This window comes from Nocardia sp. NPDC049220, from assembly GCF_040647855.1.
Taxonomy (GTDB): domain Bacteria; phylum Actinomycetota; class Actinomycetes; order Mycobacteriales; family Mycobacteriaceae; genus Nocardia.
In genome coordinates, this window is the sequence record NZ_JBEZDA010000011.1 from 21,912 (window position 1) to 39,686 (window position 17,775).

The 17,775-nt window shown below is 68.2% G+C and carries 17 protein-coding genes; 10 read left to right on the forward strand and 7 right to left on the reverse strand.

Annotation, left to right across the window (positions count from 1 at the left end; translation table 11 throughout):
- Positions 1–57 precede the first annotated feature (57 nt).
- Positions 58–2,001, forward strand: coding sequence for an asparagine synthase (glutamine-hydrolyzing) (gene asnB, locus AB0C34_RS22070; protein ID WP_357076371.1), 1,944 nt, complete (start codon positions 58–60; stop codon positions 1,999–2,001).
- Between the two features lie 174 nt (positions 2,002–2,175).
- On the opposite strand, the gene AB0C34_RS22075 is transcribed toward asnB, so the two are convergent.
- Both AB0C34_RS22075 and AB0C34_RS22080 read right to left on the reverse strand, forming a co-directional pair.
- A complete protein-coding gene (locus tag AB0C34_RS22075; protein ID WP_357075970.1) occupies positions 2,176–3,183 on the reverse strand; it encodes a carbohydrate kinase family protein in 1,008 nt (335 codons plus the stop codon).
- Between the two features lie 255 nt (positions 3,184–3,438).
- On the reverse strand, positions 3,439–3,789 hold the full coding sequence (locus tag AB0C34_RS22080; protein WP_357075973.1) for an iron-sulfur cluster assembly accessory protein: 351 nt from the start codon (positions 3,787–3,789) through the stop codon (positions 3,439–3,441).
- Between the two features lie 254 nt (positions 3,790–4,043).
- Between AB0C34_RS22080 and AB0C34_RS22085 the strand changes: the two genes are divergently transcribed.
- Positions 4,044–4,652, forward strand: a complete 609-nt coding sequence (locus AB0C34_RS22085; RefSeq protein ID WP_357076373.1) for a DUF3043 domain-containing protein — start codon at positions 4,044–4,046, stop codon at positions 4,650–4,652.
- A gap of 70 nt (positions 4,653–4,722) precedes the next feature.
- Here the strand turns inward: AB0C34_RS22085 and AB0C34_RS22090 are convergent, their stop codons facing one another.
- The gene (locus tag AB0C34_RS22090) at positions 4,723–4,884 is read right to left on the reverse strand and encodes a hypothetical protein (RefSeq protein WP_357075976.1); all 162 of its coding nucleotides are present in this window, start codon (positions 4,882–4,884) and stop codon (positions 4,723–4,725) included.
- A gap of 85 nt (positions 4,885–4,969) precedes the next feature.
- On the opposite strand from AB0C34_RS22090, the gene AB0C34_RS22095 reads away from it, so the two are divergent.
- The 5 genes from AB0C34_RS22095 to AB0C34_RS22115 all read left to right on the forward strand — a co-directional run bounded on the left by AB0C34_RS22095 (position 4,970) and on the right by AB0C34_RS22115 (position 9,819).
- Positions 4,970–5,950, forward strand: a complete 981-nt coding sequence (locus tag AB0C34_RS22095) for a helix-turn-helix domain-containing protein (protein WP_357075979.1) — start codon at positions 4,970–4,972, stop codon at positions 5,948–5,950.
- A gap of 254 nt (positions 5,951–6,204) precedes the next feature.
- Positions 6,205–6,762: a bifunctional adenosylcobinamide kinase/adenosylcobinamide-phosphate guanylyltransferase gene (cobU, locus tag AB0C34_RS22100; protein WP_357075981.1), complete on the forward strand. Its 558-nt coding sequence runs from the start codon at positions 6,205–6,207 to the stop codon at positions 6,760–6,762.
- Positions 6,763–6,936: 174 nt separating this feature from the next.
- Entirely contained in the window at positions 6,937–8,016 is a 1,080-nt protein-coding gene (gene cobT / locus AB0C34_RS22105) for a nicotinate-nucleotide--dimethylbenzimidazole phosphoribosyltransferase (RefSeq protein WP_357075984.1), read from the forward strand.
- A 196-nt stretch (positions 8,017–8,212) separates the two neighbouring features.
- On the forward strand, positions 8,213–8,959 hold the full coding sequence (locus AB0C34_RS22110; RefSeq protein WP_357075987.1) for an adenosylcobinamide-GDP ribazoletransferase: 747 nt from the start codon (positions 8,213–8,215) through the stop codon (positions 8,957–8,959).
- 146 nt (positions 8,960–9,105) lie between these two features.
- On the forward strand, positions 9,106–9,819 hold the full coding sequence (locus tag AB0C34_RS22115) for an MBL fold metallo-hydrolase (protein ID WP_357075990.1): 714 nt from the start codon (positions 9,106–9,108) through the stop codon (positions 9,817–9,819).
- Between the two features lies 1 nt (position 9,820).
- On the opposite strand, the gene AB0C34_RS22120 is transcribed toward AB0C34_RS22115, so the two are convergent.
- From AB0C34_RS22120 to AB0C34_RS22130, 3 genes are all read right to left on the reverse strand, one after another.
- A complete protein-coding gene (locus AB0C34_RS22120) occupies positions 9,821–10,918 on the reverse strand; it encodes a branched-chain amino acid aminotransferase (RefSeq protein ID WP_357075993.1) in 1,098 nt (365 codons plus the stop codon).
- A gap of 62 nt (positions 10,919–10,980) precedes the next feature.
- On the reverse strand, positions 10,981–12,081 hold the full coding sequence (gene gcvT, locus AB0C34_RS22125) for a glycine cleavage system aminomethyltransferase GcvT (RefSeq protein WP_357075996.1): 1,101 nt from the start codon (positions 12,079–12,081) through the stop codon (positions 10,981–10,983).
- A gap of 120 nt (positions 12,082–12,201) precedes the next feature.
- A complete protein-coding gene (locus AB0C34_RS22130) occupies positions 12,202–12,852 on the reverse strand; it encodes a GNAT family N-acetyltransferase (RefSeq protein WP_357075999.1) in 651 nt (216 codons plus the stop codon).
- A gap of 66 nt (positions 12,853–12,918) precedes the next feature.
- On the opposite strand from AB0C34_RS22130, the gene AB0C34_RS22135 reads away from it, so the two are divergent.
- Positions 12,919–13,749, forward strand: a complete 831-nt coding sequence (locus AB0C34_RS22135) for a TetR/AcrR family transcriptional regulator (protein ID WP_357076002.1) — start codon at positions 12,919–12,921, stop codon at positions 13,747–13,749.
- Between the two features lie 9 nt (positions 13,750–13,758).
- Positions 13,759–15,270: a leucyl aminopeptidase gene (locus AB0C34_RS22140; RefSeq protein ID WP_357076005.1), complete on the forward strand. Its 1,512-nt coding sequence runs from the start codon at positions 13,759–13,761 to the stop codon at positions 15,268–15,270.
- A 38-nt stretch (positions 15,271–15,308) separates the two neighbouring features.
- On the opposite strand, the gene AB0C34_RS22145 is transcribed toward AB0C34_RS22140, so the two are convergent.
- Positions 15,309–15,671 carry an oxidoreductase gene (locus AB0C34_RS22145; protein ID WP_357076008.1) on the reverse strand — a complete coding sequence of 121 codons (363 nt, stop codon included), beginning with the start codon at positions 15,669–15,671 and terminating at the stop codon, positions 15,309–15,311.
- Positions 15,672–15,931: 260 nt separating this feature from the next.
- Between AB0C34_RS22145 and sucB the strand changes: the two genes are divergently transcribed.
- A complete protein-coding gene (gene sucB / locus AB0C34_RS22150) occupies positions 15,932–17,758 on the forward strand; it encodes a 2-oxoglutarate dehydrogenase, E2 component, dihydrolipoamide succinyltransferase (protein WP_357076011.1) in 1,827 nt (608 codons plus the stop codon).
- The last annotated feature ends 17 nt before the right edge of the window (positions 17,759–17,775 follow it).

The following is a 17,775-nucleotide window of genomic DNA, read 5'->3' on the forward strand; positions in this document are numbered from 1 at the left end:
CCCGCGCTCCGCCCGGTGAGCGCGTACCCGACTGCGCGAAACGAGGTTGCCGACACCGTGTGTGGACTGCTCGGATTTCTGACATCTGACGAGGCAGCACCTGGCACGGTGGAGCAGGTCTACGAAGCCTTGCACTGCGTGCGCCACCGCGGCCCCGACGAGCGCGGCACCTGGCACGACGATCACCTGATCGTCGGCTTCAACCGGCTGTCGATCATCGACATCGAGCACTCGCACCAGCCGCTGCGCTGGGGTCCGCCGGACAACCCGGACCGCTACGCGCTGACTTTCAACGGCGAGATCTACAACTACCTGGAGTTGCGCGCGGAGATCGCCGAGGCGCATGCCGCCGACTTCCCGGACGGGACGATCTTCCGCACCGAAGGCGACAGCGAGGCGATCGTCGCCGCATTCCACTACTGGGGCCCCGAAGCGGTGCGTCGACTGCGCGGCATGTTCGCGTTCGCCATCTGGGATACCGAAACCGAGGAACTGTTCCTCGCCCGCGACGCGTTCGGCATCAAGCCGCTGTTCCTCGCGACCGGGCCGGGCGGCACCGCGTTCGGCAGCGAGAAGAAGAGCCTGCTGCAGTTGCTGCCCGCACTGGGGCTGAGCGACGCCCTGGATCCGCGGGCCCTGGAGCACTACACGGTGCTGCAGTACGTGCCGGAACCCGAAACGTTGCACAAGGACGTGCGCAGGCTCGAATCGGGCAGCTATGCCACCGTACGGCCCGGCGCGGCGCCCGCGATCACCCGCTACTTCACCCCGAAGTTCCAGGTCCGTCCGTTCGCACCGGGCTCGGCGGCGGCGCGCTACCGGGAGATCGGCGCCGCGCTCGAGGACTCCGTCGCCAAACACATGCGTGCGGACGTCACGGTCGGCTCGTTTCTGTCCGGTGGCATCGACTCCACCGCGGTCGCCGCACTGGCGATGCGGCACAACCCGAAGCTGATCACCTTCACCACCGGGTTCGAGCGCGAAGGCTACTCGGAGGTGGACGTGGCCGCCGAGAGCGCCGAGGCGATCGGCGCGCGCCACATCGTCAAGGTCGTCTCCCCCGCCGAATTCGCCGCCGCGATTCCCGAAATCGTCTGGTACCTCGACGATCCGGTGGCCGATCCGGCGCTCGTTCCGCTGTACTTCGTGGCCAAGGAAGCCCGTAAGCATGTCAAGGTGGTGCTCTCCGGCGAGGGCGCGGACGAGCTGTTCGGCGGATACACCATCTACCGGGAACCGTTGTCGCTGAGGCCCTTCGAGCGCCTGCCCAGCGGGCTGCGCAGACTGGCGGGCAAACTGTCGGAGCGGATTCCGGACGGCACCCGGGGCAAGAGCCTGCTGCACCGCGGTTCACTCACCCTGGAGCAGCGCTACTACGGTAACGCGCGCAGTTTCAACGACGCCCAATTGCGTGCGGTGCTGCGCGAATTCCGCCCGGAATGGACCCACCAGGACGTCACCGCGCCGCTGTACGCCCAATCCCACGGCTGGGACCCGGTGGCGCGCATGCAGCACTTGGACCTGTTCACCTGGCTGCGAGGCGACATCTTGGTCAAGGCGGACAAGATGACCATGGCCAACTCGCTCGAACTGCGCGTACCGTTCCTGGACACCGAGGTGCTGCGGGTCGCCGAAGGAATTCCGTTCGATCAGAAGATCACCAAGGAGACCACCAAGTACGCGCTGCGCCAGGCGTTGGAGGGCATCGTGCCTCCGCACGTGCTGCATCGCGCCAAACTGGGCTTCCCGGTTCCGTTGCGGCACTGGCTGCGCGGCACCGAACTCTACGACTGGGCCCAGCAGCAGATCGCTGAGTCGCAGACCGACCACCTGCTGAACAAGCGCGCGATCAGCGACATGCTCGTCGCGCACCGAGCCGGGACCTCCGACCACAGCCGCAGACTGTGGACGCTGTTGGTGTTCATGGTGTGGCACGGAATCTTCGTCGAAGACCGGATCAAACCGGAGATCCAGGAGCCCGTCTACCCGGTCTCGCTGTAGCTGTTGCGCCGCCCCGGGCGGTCCTACGCTATTGCGCCTCTCGGGGTGGCCGTGATCCGGCGGCCACCCCCAGAGCCTTCAGCGCAAGAGATGTCGTGAGTAGATGAGTGACTCGCCCGGCAACGTTCAGAACTCGAGCGCCATTCGACGCAGGACCTCAACACCCATCGAACGTCACCCGACCGGTACGGCTTCGAGACCCGGAGAGGCGGAACAGAGCAGGGGCTTGATGTCCGCCGCGGCTTCGGGGCCGTATGCCAGGGTGAGGCGCTCCAGTGCATCGTCCCGGTTCAGCGTCCACTCCTGGGTGCCCATGGTCTCCAGCACGAGGACGGCGGTCAGCGAGCCGAGCTGAGCTGCGCGTTCCAGGCTGAGCCCGGCGGTGTGGCCGGTCAGGAAGCCCGCGCGGAACGCGTCGCCGACACCGGTCGGGTCGACCTTCGCGGTGTCGGGGACCACGCCGACGGTCACTTCGGTGCCCGCACGGTCGACGATCAGCACGCCGTCCGCACCGAGCGTGGTGACCCGGATGCCGACCTTCTGCGCGACCTCTTCCTCGCTCAGGCCAGTCTTCTGCAACAGCAGCGCCCACTCGTACTTGTTCGTGAAAAGGTAAGTGGCCCCGTCGATCAGCTGCACGGACTGGTCACCGTCGAGGCGAGCCAACTGCTGGGAGGGATCAGCGGCGAACGGGATGCCGAGTTCGCGGCACTCGGCCGTGTGGCGCAGCATCGCCTCCGGGTCGTTCGCGCCGACCAGGACGAGGTCGAGTTCCCGCTTCTCGGCAAGCTGGGCGATGGAGATATCGCGCGCTTCGCTCATGGCTCCCGGGTAGAACGACGCGATCTGCGCCATGTCGTCATCGGTGGTGCAGACGAAGCGGGCGGTATGCGCATGATTGGAGACCAGAATGGCGGAGCAGTCGACGCCGTGCGATTCCAGCCAGGCGCGGTATTCGGCGAAATCGGCGCCCACGGCGCCGACCAGCAGTGGTGTGTGGTTCAGCAGACCCATGGCGTAGACGATGTTCCCGCCGACCCCTCCCCGACGGATCTGCAGATCGTCGACGAGGAAGCTCAGCGAGACGTGGTCGAGCTGATCGGCCAGCAGTACGTCGGCGAACCGCCCGGGAAAACGCATGAGGTGGTCGGTCGCAATGGACGCGGAAACGGCGATGGACACGTGACTGAGCCCTTCAACGGTAGGCGGCAGGCGGTGAGACCGGGACGGGAAGCCCCGATCTCACCGTAGTCGATCCACCCCTCCGATCCAGGTGCCGCGGCACAGCAACCCGCCCGAACGCGACAACTGATTTCGCAAGGACACGGGTAACTCGCCGGGAACGCCCAAAACTCGAGCGCCACCGACGCAAGACCTGTACGCGAATCGGCTGTCACCCGACCGGTACGGCCTGAATACCCGGAGAGGCGGAATAGCTCAGTTGAAGGAGTCGCCGCAGGCGCAGGAGCCGGTGGCGTTCGGGTTGTCGATGGTGAAACCCTGCTTCTCGATGGTGTCGACGAAGTCGATCGAGGCGCCCTGGACGTACGGAGCGCTCATCCGGTCGACGGCGAGCGTGACGCCCCCGAAGTCGACGACGAAGTCGCCATCGAGCGAGCGGTCGTCGAAGAACAGCTGGTAACGCAGGCCGGCGCAACCACCCGGCTGCACCGCGATTCGCAGCGCCAGGTCGTCGCGACCCTCCTGATCCAACAGCGCCTTCGCCTTGGTGGCGGCGGCGTCGGTCAGAGTCACACCATGGGTGGCGGTCTCGTTCTGCACAGTCATGGACTCTCCTCGAGGAACCTATGGTCAACCCGTGAACAGCGCACGGTCGCGTCGGTCAACACCACTCGGCGGGCTGCTATTCCCTATCTTGCCACCACCTGGCCGCCGACGGCACGCAACGTCCGTGAGCTGGCGCACTTCGGCGAATCGGACCGCGTTTCTCGCCGCGAAACGCATCGAATAGCCTGGTCGGTGTGAAATTGTTCCGTCGCGGCGAGTCCAGTACCGACGTGACCGTCGAATCGACGGCAGTCATGGAAAGCGGCTCGGTCGCGGGTTCCACCCGGACGGCAGCCCCAGCCACCGCAGGCAAAGGCCGTCCCACCCCGAAACGCCGTGACGCACAGGGCAAGCGCCGTGGTCCGGTAGCTCCCGCCCCACTCACCGCCAAGGAGGCCCGCGCCCGGCGCAAGGCCGCCCGCGGCACCAGGGCCGAGCGCAAGGAGGCGTCGGCCGAGCGCCGCGCCGCGGCCCAGGATCGGCGGGCGCGAATGCTCGCGGGCGAGGACAAATACCTGCTGCCGCGCGACCAGGGGCCGGTGCGCGCGTTCGTCCGTGACATCGTCGACGCCCGACGCAACCTGGTCGGCTTGTTCATGCCGATGGCACTGGTGCTGATCCTGTCGATGTTCGTCGCACCCGCGCTGCAGACCATCGTCACACTGGCCATGCTGGTGATGATGGCGTTCATGGCCGCCGAGGGCTTCCTACTCGGCCGGGTCGTGAACGGGCGGGTCAGAGAGCGTTTTCCGGACAGCACCGACACGGGATACCGGCTCGGCTGGTACGCCTTCGTCCGTGCCTCCCAAATCCGCAAGATGCGTGCCCCGAAGCCGCGGGTCGGCCCCGGCGACGCGGTCTAGTTCCGCAGCGCAGCGGGGTAGTTGCGCAGCGCAATTGGCGGACTCGGGCGTAACCGAAGCGCCGCGCCGGTCATCCGCGGTGGGCGTCGCGGCCGAGCATCGCGGTCAGTTCCGCCTGTACGCGCTGGGCGTCGCGGTCGATGACATCCGACGATCCCGCGTGGCCGGTGCGGTACGCGACGAACGCGGCGAAGGCCACGCAGGCCGCCAATGAAACGAGAAAAGTGATCATGGCGGTAATTTTGCGCTCACCTATTTACCGCCGAAAGTGGCTGCACTGACACTGTGCGCAAAGATTCGGCCAGTAGACTGGGCGCATGCTGTCAAAGGTCGCCGTGGTGCTCTCCGAGCGGATGGCCATGTTCGAGTTCGGTGTCGTCTGCGAGGTTTTCGGTCTCGATCGGACTGCCGACGGGCTACCTGGCTTCGACTTTCGCGTGTGCGGAGCCGAGCCGGGTATCCCGTTGCGATCGACGAGCCCCGGGATCACCGTCACACCGGAATACGGGCTCGCTGGACTGGCGGGGGCCGATCTGGTCGCCATCCCGGCCGCCGCCACCACGACCGGCGCGGCGTTGGATCCACGAATCGTCGAGGCCGTCCGCGACGCGGCAGCGGCGGGCGCCACGGTGCTCACCGTGTGCTCCGGAGCGTTTCTGGCTGGTGCCGCCGGACTACTGGACGGGCGCAAATGCACCACGCACTGGCGTTACGTGGACAAACTCGCGGCCGACTACCCCGAAGCGACCGTCGATCCGGATGTGCTGTTCGTCGACGAGGGTGACCTGATCACCAGTGCGGGCACGGCCGCAGGCATCGACGCTTGCCTGCACCTGGTGCGACGCGAACTCGGCAGCGGCGTGGCCAATGCGATCGCGCGACGCATGGTGGTCTCACCGCAGCGCGACGGCGGACAGCGCCAGTTCATCGAACGCCCGGTCGCAGCCTGTACCTCCGACAGCCTCATCCCGACCCTGGAGTGGATGAACGAACACCTCGACCTGCCACAAACCATCGAGGAACTCGCCACCCGCTCCGCCATGTCCACCCGTACCTTCGCCCGCCGGTTCGCCGCCGAGACCGGAACCACCCCGGTGAAATGGCTCACCAACCAGCGCGTTCTGCTCACCAAACACCTCCTCGAGGACACCGACCTCGGCCTGGAACAGATCGCCACCCGCTCCGGCTTCGGCTCCGGCGCTCTACTGCGCCACCACTTCCAGCGCCTGGTCGGTATCGCACCCACCGAATACCGCCGTCGCTTCGGCGCGAGCCCGGATGGGGGGCAGGAGACGTAGCGCGCGGTCGAGCGGTCGGCGCCGAATGTCGGATGTGAATTCGGCGCCGAGGTCGGTCAGCCCGTGGGCGAGTTCACAGGGTCCGGTCCGGGTGGGAACGTACCGCCGTCGCAACGTCGACGGCGGTCGAGATGCCGGCATCGGCTTGTCTGCGCGACCGTGGGGCGCTCGTGACCGGCGCAATCAGAAGTGATTGTCGCGCGGCGAGGGAGAAGAACCGGTGTCGGTGACCTTTCGGTTGATAGCGTGCACCCGTGTCGCAAGGTTCGTCGTCCACAGCGCCGCGCCGCACCCTGGTCGTCGGGGGCGCGCGGTCCGGCAAGTCGGCATTCGCGGAGAAGCTGGCGGCCGACGCGGGCGGCGCGGTCCGTTATGTCGCCACCGCGGTGCCCGACCCGGCCGACTCGGATTTCGCCGAACGCATCGCCAAGCACCGCGCCCGCCGCCCCGCCGACTGGTCGACCGTGGAAAGCGCGGACCCCGCGACGATTCTCAGCGCCCCGGACAACCCGTCGGACGTCACGCTCATCGATGACATCGGGACCTGGCTGACCGCGCGCATCGATGCGCGTGCCGCCTGGGACGCCCCGCGCGGCACGATCATCTCTGATACCGACGCCTTGCTCGAGGCCGTCGCCGCCTACCAGCACCACCTCGTCATCGTGACCCCCGAGGTAGGCATGGGCGTCATCCCCGCCACCCACTCCGGCCGCCTGTTCCGCGACGAGATGGGCACCCTCAACCAGCGCCTCGCCCAGGTCTGCGACGAAGCATTCTTCGTCGTGGCCGGCCTTCCGCAGCGCCTGAAGTAGCGCATCCGGCCCAGCGCGCCGTCTTCGCGTCCAGGGCCTGCTCGCGGAGAGGACACCGGGCCGGGAAGGGGCTCTGCGTGGGCGAAAGCCCGGCTCCAGCGGCGCGGGACGCCGGGAATGGCAAGATTGGGCGGCGAAGTCGGCGGGAACCGCCACGACCGGAAAGGCTCGACAGTGACCCACGGATTCGGACCGGTAGCGCCGCCGGACGCACAGTTTCGTGCGACGGCCGAGCAGCGACAGGCGCAGCTGACCAAGCCCGGTGGCGCCCTGGGACGGCTGGAGGAACTCGGCAATTGGGTCGCGGCGTGCCAGGGCCTGTGCCCGCCGAAGCAGTTCGAGCGAGCCGCGGTCGTGGTGTTCGCCGGCGATCACGGCGTCGCCCGACACGGGGTGTCGGCGTATCCGAGCGAGGTCACAGCGCAGATGGTCGCGAACTTCCTCGATGGCGGCGCGGCGGTGAACGCTCTCGCGGCGGTGGCGGGTGCGACGGTCCGGGTCGCGGACATCTCCGTCGACGCCGACACCGATCCGCGGGTGTCCGAGCACAAGGTGCGCCGTTCCAGCGGTGCCATCGACCGTGCGGACGCGCTGACCGGCGAGGAGGTCCAGGCGGCGCTCGCCGCGGGCCGCGCGATCGCCGACGAAGAGATCGACGCGGGCGCGGACCTACTGATCGTCGGCGACATGGGCATCGGCAACACCACCCCGGCCACCGTCCTCGTCGCCACCCTCACCGACACCGAACCCGTCGCCGCCGTCGGTCGCGGCACCGGCATCGACGATGCCGGCTGGGCGCGCAAAGTCGCCGCCATCCGCGATGCGATGCGCCGCGCGCGTCCGGTCGTCAAGGATCCGGTCGAGCTTCTGCGTGTCGCCGCGGGCGCCGATTTCGCTGCGATGGCCGCATTTCTCGCCCAGGCGGCTACCCGTCGAACTCCTGTCATCCTCGACGGCGTTGTCGTCACGGCCGCCGCGATGGTCGCCGAAGACCTCGCCGCGGGCGCGAGCGCCTGGTGGCTGGCCGGCCACCGCTCCACCGAACCGGCTCATACCCTCGCATTGAAACACCTGCGCCTCGAGCCGGTGATCGACTTGACCATGCGCCTCGGCGAAGGTTCCGGCGCTCTCGCAGCCCTCCCCATCCTCCGCAGCGCGGTGGCTGTCCTCGCCGACATGTCCACTTTCGCCGAGGCCGGTGTCAGCACCGCCGACGCGCGACCGGCACCGACCGCTCCGGACCTGCGCAAGTGAATCGTTCCCGGCCCCACGACACAATCGGTGCGGCGGCACCGGATGTTGTTGTCGGGTGCGTGCAATTCGTTTCCTGGGTTGTCTTGACACACACCGGCGCCCGCAGGGTTCCGGCATGGTCGCGGCAGGTCGGCGTGGCGTCTGCGCGGCTTCGTGGCGAGTACGGAGCGTCGAGCGTCGGCGGAAGCCGCGCACGGTGACCGGGGTACGACTGGCGCTCTCCTGGCTGACCGTGTTGCCCGTGCGCGGACCGGCGGACGTCGATCGCGCGGCGGCGAGACAGGCGATTCGGCTTGCGCCGATCGTCGGTGTGGTGCTCGGGTCGGGTGCTGCGGGACTGCTGTGGCTGCTGACCTGGGCCGGCGCGGCCACTCCGTTGGCCGGCCTGCTGGTGGTCGGCGCATTGGCGCTGATCACCAGGGCCATGCATCTCGACGGGCTCGCCGACACCATGGACGGCCTGGGCAGCTACGGTCCGCCCGAACAGGCCAGAGCGATCATGAAGCGTGGCGGCGCAGGTCCGTTTGGTGTCGCCGCACTGGTGTTCGCCATAGGGATACAAGCATTTTCCTTCGCGGCCGCGGCCGACTCGGGCCGGTGGTGTGCGGTGGCCGTCGCGGTCGCGACCGGGCGGGTGGTCGTCGTCCTCGCCTGCCGACGCATCGACGCCGCACCCGGTACCGGCTTCGGCGTCTTGGTCGCGGGCACCCAGTCGACACTCGCCGCCGCGTCGTGGTCGGCCGTATTGATCGTTCTCGCGGTCTGGGCTGCGCCCGACCGTCCCTGGCTCGGCCCGCTCGCCGTGCTTTTCGCCCTCGCCACCGGGATGGTCCTGGTCGGCCACTGCGCCCGCCGCTTCGGCGGTCTCTCCGGCGACGTCCTCGGCGCCGCGCTCGAAACGTCGGTCACCGTCACCGGGACAGTTCTGTCGCTGGCCGTCTAGCCGTGTCGACCAAGCCATAATGGCGAGGTTGCCGCGCCGGCCCAGATGGATATCGGTCCAGTGGGGACTGGAACAGGAGCCCAAGACTCGGGCACATTCCGGCTGTCGTGCGTAGATCGTCTGAGTCGGGCAATAAGGTGTGCGGTATGTCTTCTGAGCGCCGCTATTTTCGCCAACTGTTGTCGGGACGCGACTACGCAGTCGGCGATCCGATCGCGACGCAGATGCGCAACTTCGCGTACCTCATCGGCGATCGAGAGACGGGTGAGTGCGTAGTGGTCGATCCGGCGTACGCGGCAAGCGATCTGGTGGACATCGTCGAGAGCGATGGTCTCCGGCTGACCGGGGTGCTCGCGACCCATCATCATCCCGACCACGTGGGTGGCACCATGCTCGGCTTCACCCTGTCGGGTCTGCGCGAATTGCTCGAAAAGACACAGGTGCCCGTACATGTCAACGCGGAAGAACTGACGTGGGTAGCCAACGTCACCGGCATCGCCGACAGTGAGTTGACCGGTCACGAACACGGTGACAAGATCACCGTCGGCGCTTTCGACATCGAGCTGTTGCACACGCCTGGACACACTCCGGGCAGCCAATGCTTCCTGTTCGACAACCGTCTCATCGCGGGCGACACCCTGTTCGTCGACGGCTGCGGTCGCACCGATTTTCCCGGCGGGAACTCCGACGATATGTTCCGCAGCCTGCGCTACCTCGCCGGACTGACCGGTGACCCGGTGGTCTACCCGGGCCACTGGTACTCCGAAGAACCCCACGCTGCCCTGTCCACCGTCCGGGACAACAACTACGTCCTGCGCCCGCAGACGCTCGAGCAGTGGCACATGCTCATGCCGGGCTGAGTCACATCCCCCGCATCCACCCGTGGATGTCGGCGAAGGTGCCGCGCTGAATGCCGGTGAGCGTGTCACGCAAGGCCATGGTGACCTCGCCGGGCTCGCCGCCGCCGATGCTGAACTCGTCATCGCCGGAGCGCACCCAACCGACCGGAGTGATCACCGCGGCCGTGCCGCACGCGAAAACCTCGGTGATCTCACCGGATTCGGCGCCCGCGCGCCACTCCTCCACCGAGATCTTGCGCTCCTCGACGGGGAAGCCGGAGTCGGCGGCCAAGGTCAGCAGCGACTCGCGCGTGATGCCGGGCAGCAGTGAGCCGGACAGCTCCGGGGTGACCAGCCGAGCCTCCGAGCCGGACCCGAAAACGAAGAACAGGTTGTTGGTACCCATCTCCTCGACGTAGCGGCGTTCGCACGCGTCCAGCCACACGACCTGATCACACCCTTGCGCCGAGGCCTCGGCCTGCGCGAGCAGCGAAGCGGCGTAATTGCCCGCGACCTTGGCCTCCCCGGTGCCACCGGGTGCGGCCCGCACGTACTCGGTGGACAGCCAGACCCGCACCGGCTTCACACCGCGCGGGAAATACGCGCCCGCCGGGGAACCCAGCAGCAGGTACTTGTACGAGGCGGCGGGCTTCACACCCAATCCGGCCTCGGTCGCGAACATGAACGGACGCAGATAGAGCGACTCCTCGCCCCCCGCCGCGGGCACCCAGTCTCGGTCCACCTCGAGCAGCTGGCGCACCGACTCGATGAACAACTCCTCCGGCAACTCCGCCATCGCCATGCGGCGAGCCGATCTGCGGAACCGCGCGGCATTCGCGTCGATCCGGAAGCAGGAGACGCTACCGTCGCTCTGTCGATAGGCCTTCAAGCCCTCGAATATGGCCTGGCCGTAGTGGAACACCATGGTCGCCGGGTCCAGCGCGAGCGGGCCATACGGCTCCACACGTGCGTTGGTCCAGTCACCGTCGGTGTAATCGATCGAGACCATGTGGTCGGTGAAGTAGCGTCCGAACCCGGGTGCCGCCAGTACCTCTTGTCGCCGCTGCGCCGGAACGGGCGCGGTATGCGGAACACGGGTGAACTGTGCGGCGATGGTCATGCCGGTGATCCTATCCGGGCGCGATGTCCCCGGTACTCCCCTGGTCCGGCCAGTGACCCCGACTACTTCGTGTTGGTCTCCACGAAGGGCGGACGGACGACCCGGCACCGCACCCGGCGGCCGCGTACGTCGACCTCGACCTCGGCGCCGGGTTCGATGTCCGCGGCAGTGTCGAGCAGTGCCAGTGCGATGCCGACCTTCAGGGTGGGCGAGAAGGTGCCGGAGGTGGTTTCGCCGACCGGCGCACCGTCGCGGAGCACCGCCTGTCCTTCCCGGAGCACGCCGCGGTCGAGTGCCCGCAGCCCCAGCAGGAGCCGGCGCGGGCCGGCCGACTTCTCGCGCTCCAGAGCGGCTTTCCCCCAGAACTCCGACTTCTTCCAGCCGACTGCCCAGCCGCAGCGCGCCTGCACCGGCGAAATCCGCCGCGTCAGTTCGTGCCCGTGCAGCGGGTAGCCCATCTCGGTGCGCAGGGTGTCGCGGGCGCCGAGGCCCGCCACCTGCCCCCCGGCTGCCCGCACCTGCTGGATAAGGGCACGGAACAGCGGTTCGGCATCATCCCAACGCGGCAGCAGCTCGTAGCCGTGCTCACCGGTATAGCCGGTACGGCACACGCGGACCGGGCGGCCATCCCATTCGGCGTCGACGTACGCCATGTACTCCAGTTCGGCGGGCAGGCCGAGCGCGCTCAGCACTTCGATGGAGCGCGGACCCTGCACCGCGAAAACGGCGTGATCGCGGTGCTCGTCGGTCACGGTGACGCCCTCGGGCGCGGCCACCCGCAATTCGGCGACCACCGCCGCGGTGTTGGCGGCATTAGGGACGAGAAAGATGTCGTCGTCGCTCACGTAGTAGGCGATCAGGTCGTCGATCACGCCGCCGTCCCGCGCGCAACACAACGTGTATTGCGCCTTGCCCGGCTGGATCCGCCCGAGGTCGTTGGTGAACGCCGAGTTCACGAACGCCGCGGCTCCCGTCCCGCGCACCGTCGCCTTTCCCAGATGGCTGACGTCGAACAGCCCGACCGCGGTGCGAACCGCGTGATGCTCGGCCACCGTCCCCGCGTACGAAACGGGCATCTCCCACCCCCCGAAGGGCGCGAACGTAGCACCCAGCTCGACATGCACGGCGTGAATAGGTCCTTGCAGCAGGTTCGTCTCGGTCACCCGCCGAGCTTATCCGCCACTACCACGGGCGTATTCGGCACTGGCACGCCCCCTGGCGCGGTCCGCCACCAGCCCGACCGACGGATCACCGACGAGTGGCATTCCGAAGAAGTCGCGAATTCATCGCGGCCGGCTGCCATTCGACGGGCGAAACCACATGGGAATGAGAGTCGGGCCATCGTCCGGGAGAAGGTGCGCGGTTCCGGCGCGGACGAAACCGGAACGGGCGTAGAGGCGGGCGGATCGTTCGGTGCTGGCTTCGAGGAATGCCGGGACTGCCGCCGCTGCGGCGGCTCGGAGCCGGTCGGAGAGGATTACGGCACCCGCACCTTTGCCGCGATGCTCCGGCACCGTGACGATCACTTGCAGGTACTGGTGCGGAAATTCCCGTGGGTGTGCACGGGCGAGCAGGTCGGTCACGGTCGCCATCCGGCGCAGCGGCCGCACGTCGGGTGCCTGGCCGGCCAGCGTTCGTGCCTCGGCGGCCTCCTCGGCGAATCGCTCGACCGAGGTGACGGACTGCCAGATCGAGACCGACCAGATGTCCTCGCCCGGCCCCGCGACCCAGATCTCGTCATCGCGCAGTGCTCGATCGACCAGGCCGGGCACGAACGCGGTCCGGATATCGGTGTCCGGCTGGTCCGCCAGCACCCACGCCGTGACCACTTCGTCCGCGCCGGCCACGCCGAATGCCTCGATCAGCGCGTCGCGGTCCCGAGCATCGGCGCGTCGTGCGGTGAGTTCCATCGACCACCCTTTCGTGGTGAACATTGTCTGTGATTGTTCAATTTATGCAGGTGATAACCATCTTGCTAGTATTTCGTCACACTGGTTTGTGTGACGAAAGGGAAGGGTCCGCGGATGCGGTGCACGACCTGCCGAGACGAACTGACCCAACCGGCCCTCGGTCGCAGGCGGAAGTACTGCTCGCGGTCCTGCCAGGCCCGCGCCTACCGCGCCCGGCGGGACGGCGTGGCGCCCACCCGCCGCAGCACCCGGCCCACCCGGATGTCCAAGATCACCATCACCCGAGCAGCCGTCGATCTGGCCGACAGCCACGGCATCGACGGACTGACCATGCGTCGACTGGCCGCCGCCCTCGGGGTCGCAACGGCCGGCCTCTACCGGCACTTCCCTGACCGGGAAGCACTCCTCGCGAGCATGGCCGAACTGGTGCTCGATGAGATCCCGCCACCCGCCCCGCTCTGCACCGATTGGCGCCCGCGGCTACGACACGAGGCGCTCCAGGAGTGGAGCCTCTACCGCAGACACCCGTGGATGCTGCCCATCCTGGCGCGCACCCGGCCGCCGCTCGGCCCTGCCTTGCTGGACATCCTCGAACGCAATGTCGCCGCGATCGATCACCCCGCCCTGACCACGCGGACCGCATTCGCGATCTACCTCTCACTATCCGGCCTGGTCCAGGGCCTGGCACTGTTGTGGAGCTCCGAACGCGTCGACCGTCTCGGTGCTCCGCAGTCGTCAGCCGAAGCCGCGCTGCGCGACGAGCTGGCCGAATTGCTCGACCCCGCAACCCGCCCGGTCCTGCATCGCCTCATCACCACCGACCCGGCCGGCTTCGCTCTGGACTTCGACGAACTCCTCGACGCAGGCGTGGAACTCTTGCTGGATGGCGTCGCGATGCGACACCGAGAGCGGACCGAATAACCTGTGCCAATGACCGCTGTTGCAGATCGCTCGCTCGGACCAGAACTGGCGCGCACCGAAACCATCGGCGCGGATACCGATGTACTGGTCGTCGGATTGACCTCGTCCGAAGACGGCCCCGCTATCGTGCCCGAGGACCTGTTCGGCGACGTACTGACCGCCGAGGTGCGCGCCGAACTGCTCGACCAGCTCGGCGCGGTCGGTGCGAAGGGCAAGGCCGAAGAACTCACCCGGGTTCCAGCCCCGACCGGCCTGGGCGGGGTGTCCAGCGTGCTCGCGGTCGGCCTCGGCGCCGCCGACAAGGTCGACGCCGAGCAGATCCGCCGCTCGGCAGGGGTGGCGGCCCGCGCGCTGTCGGGCACCGAACTGGTGGTGACCACGCTGTCGGGAATTGACCTCGGCGCCGCGACGGAAGGCTTCTACCTGGGCGCCTACTCGTTCACACCGTTCAGGTCGACCAAGTCCGCGCCCAAGCCGGATGAGCGTCCCGTGGCCCGCGTCGAGTTCCTCGTGCCCGAGCCGGGCTTCGGGGAGCAGGCGTTCTTCCGCGCGAAGCTGACCGCCGAAGCTGTCGCCACCGCACGCGACTTCGTGAACACCCCGCCCAGCCATCTGTTCCCCGCCGAGTTCGCCTCCCGCGCGCAGGACCTCGCCGAGGCTGCCGGCCTCACCGTCGAGGTGCTCGACGAGAAGGCCCTGGAAGCAGGCGGTTACGGCGGTGTACTCGGCGTCGGCAAAGGCTCCTCCCGCCCGCCCCGCCTGATTCGGATCACCTACGCCGGTGGCCCGAAGAAGGTCGCGCTGGTCGGCAAAGGCATCACCTTCGACACCGGCGGCATCTCCATCAAGCCCGCGCAGAACATGGAGAACATGACCTCGGACATGGCGGGCGCGGCCGCCGTGATCGCTACCACACTGCTGGCCGCACGACTGAACCTGCCGCTGACCGTCACCGCGACGGTGCCGATGGCCGAGAACATGCCCTCGGCCACCGCGCAACGTCCCGGCGATGTCCTCACCCAATATGGCGGCACCACCGTCGAGGTGATCAACACCGACGCCGAGGGCCGCCTGATCCTGGCCGACGCGATCGTCCGCGCGGCCGAGGACGACCCCGACTACATCATCGATGTGGCCACGCTGACCGGCGCGCAAATGGTCGCGCTCGGCACCCGCACACCCGGCGTGATGGGTACCGACGAATTCCGCGACCGCGTTGCCCGCATCTCCCGGGAGGTCGGTGAGAACGGATGGGCCATGCCGCTTCCCGGCGAGTTGCGGGCCGATCTGAACTCCAAGATCGCCGACCTGGCCAATGTCGCGTCGCACCGGTGGGGCGGCATGCTGATGGCAGCGACGTTCCTCCAGGAGTTCGTCCCGGGAGATGTGCAGTGGGCCCACCTCGACATCGCAGGCCCGTCATACAACACCGGCGGTCCGTTCGGCTACATCGGCAAGGGTGGCACCGGCGTCCCGGTTCGGACCCTCATCACAGTGATCGAGGACATCGCTGCCGAGTAAACACGCGGGGGGCGTTGTCGGAGCTGGACGACGCCCCCTTACGGTTCGCGCAATTCCGCGTCCGACGCTCGCTGGCGTTCGACCCGCTTGCGCGCGTCGTAGTCGCGCATCCGCTGCGGATAGCCGGTCTTGCGCACGTCGTAGACAGGGATTCGCAAATTTCTCGCAAGCCGCCGTGCCCCGCGCTCGCCGACGATCCGACGAGTCCATTCACCATCAGCGGCAATAAGAATGACTGTGACATCGGTCACCGCCGTCTTCGGTTCGACGTAGCCTTCGACTCCCTCGTGGCTCCGCACCCAGTCGGTCAGATAGCGAGCATCCGCACTGTCCACCGAACCCGCACGTAGAGCGGCACCGCCACGGGTCGCGCCGCCACGGAAACGATCCAGCAAACCCAACGACGTCGACCTCCTTTCCGGCACCGGAGAATGTTCATCGCCGGTCTTCCCATACTGCCAGCTCCGCGCAGTTCGCAGCCCTGCGCTTCGCGGCGGACGGGCGAATGCAAGGATGGACCGCGGTACCAGAACCACACAGCATCTCCGAGGCCACGCACAATGATCGGTGGCGTTCGGACACACGTCGCGACCTGCGACGAGCGTCCGCAGTGAGATCAGCTGTTGTAGAACCCGTCGAGCAGTCAGAGGAGTCAACGGACATGGCCTTCTCCGTCCAGATGCCCGCTCTTGGTGAGAGCGTCACCGAGGGAACGGTGACCAGGTGGCTGAAGCAGGAAGGAGACACGGTCGAGGTCGACGAGCCGCTGCTCGAGGTCTCCACCGACAAGGTCGACACCGAAATCCCGTCCCCCACGGCGGGTGTGCTGTCGAAGATCGTCGCGCAGGAAGACGACGTGGTCGAGGTCGGCGGCGAGCTCGGCGTCATCAGCGAGGCCGGCGAGGTGGCTTCGTCCGCACCCGCGCCCGCTCCGGAGGCCGCGGCCCCCGCCCCCGCGCAGGAGGCTCCCGCCCCCGAACCCCAGCCCGCTCCCGCCGCCCAGGAGCCTGCCCCCGCCGCACCGGCCGCGCCCGCTTCGTCCGGTGACGGCACTGCGGTCAAGATGCCGGAACTCGGCGAGTCGGTTACCGAGGGCACCGTCACGCGCTGGCTGAAGGCGGTCGGCGACCAAATCGCCGTCGACGAGCCGCTGCTCGAGGTGTCCACCGACAAGGTCGATACCGAGATCCCGTCTCCGGTCGCGGGCACCCTGCTGGAGATCACCGCGCAGGAAGACGATGTCGTCCCGGTCGGTGGACAGCTCGGCGTTATCGGCAGCAGTTCCCCCGCAGCCGCCGCACCGGCACCAGCGCCCGCACCGGCACCAGCGCCCGCACCGGCACCGGCACCGGCACCGGCACCGGCACCCGCTACCGCAACTCCCGCACCTGCTCCGGCACCCGCTACCGCAGCTCCCGCACCGGCACCAGCGCCCGCACCGGCACCGGCACCCGCTACCGCAGCTCCCGCACCTGCTCCGGCACCCGCTGCCGCAGCTCCCGCTCCGGCGCCCGCCGCCGATTCGGCAACCAATGGCGCGACCCCGTACGTCACCCCACTGGTTCGCAAGCTGGCCGAAGAGAACAACGTCGACTTGGCGTCGCTCACCGGTTCCGGTGTCGGCGGGCGCATTCGCAAGCAGGATGTGCTCGCCGCCGCCGAGGCCAAGAAGGCTCCGGCTCCCGCCGCTGCTACGTCGGCGCCCGCCGCGCCCGCCGCCAAAGCCCCGGCGGCCCCCGCCGCGGTGCGCTCGGACCTGGCCCACTTGCGCGGCACCGTGCAAAAGGCCAACCGCATCCGTCAGATCACGGCGACCAAGACTCGCGAGTCGTTGCAGACCACTGCGCAGCTGACCCAGGTGCACGAGGCCGACGTCACCAAGATCGCCGCACTGCGCAACCAGACCAAGGCCGCGTTCAAGGACCGTGAGGGCGTCAACCTGACGTTCCTGCCGTTCTTCGCCAAAGCCGTCGTCGAGGCGCTCGGCGTGCACCCGAACGTCAATGCCAGCTACGACGAGTCCACCAAGGAGATCACCTACCACGCCTCGGTGCACCTCGGCATCGCCGTCGACACCGATCAGGGCCTGCTGTCCCCGGTGATCCACAATGCGAGCGACCTGTCGCTGGCCGGCCTGGCACGCGCTATCGCCGACATCGCCAACCGCGCACGCAAGGGCGGCCTCAAGCCCGACGAGTTGGCCGGTGGCACCTTCACCATCACCAACATCGGCAGCCAGGGCGCACTGTTCGACACCCCGATCCTGGTTCCGCCGCAGGCGGCCATGCTCGGTACCGGTGCGATCGTCAAGCGCCCGGTCGTGGTGACCGATGAGACCGGCAACGAGTCCATCGGCGTCCGCTCGATGTGCTTCCTGCCGCTCACCTATGACCACCGACTGATCGACGGCGCGGATGCCGGTCGCTTCGTGACCACGATCCGGCACCGGCTCGAGGAGGCGGCGTTCGAGGCCGACCTCGGCCTGTAAAGGAAGCTCGGCACGAA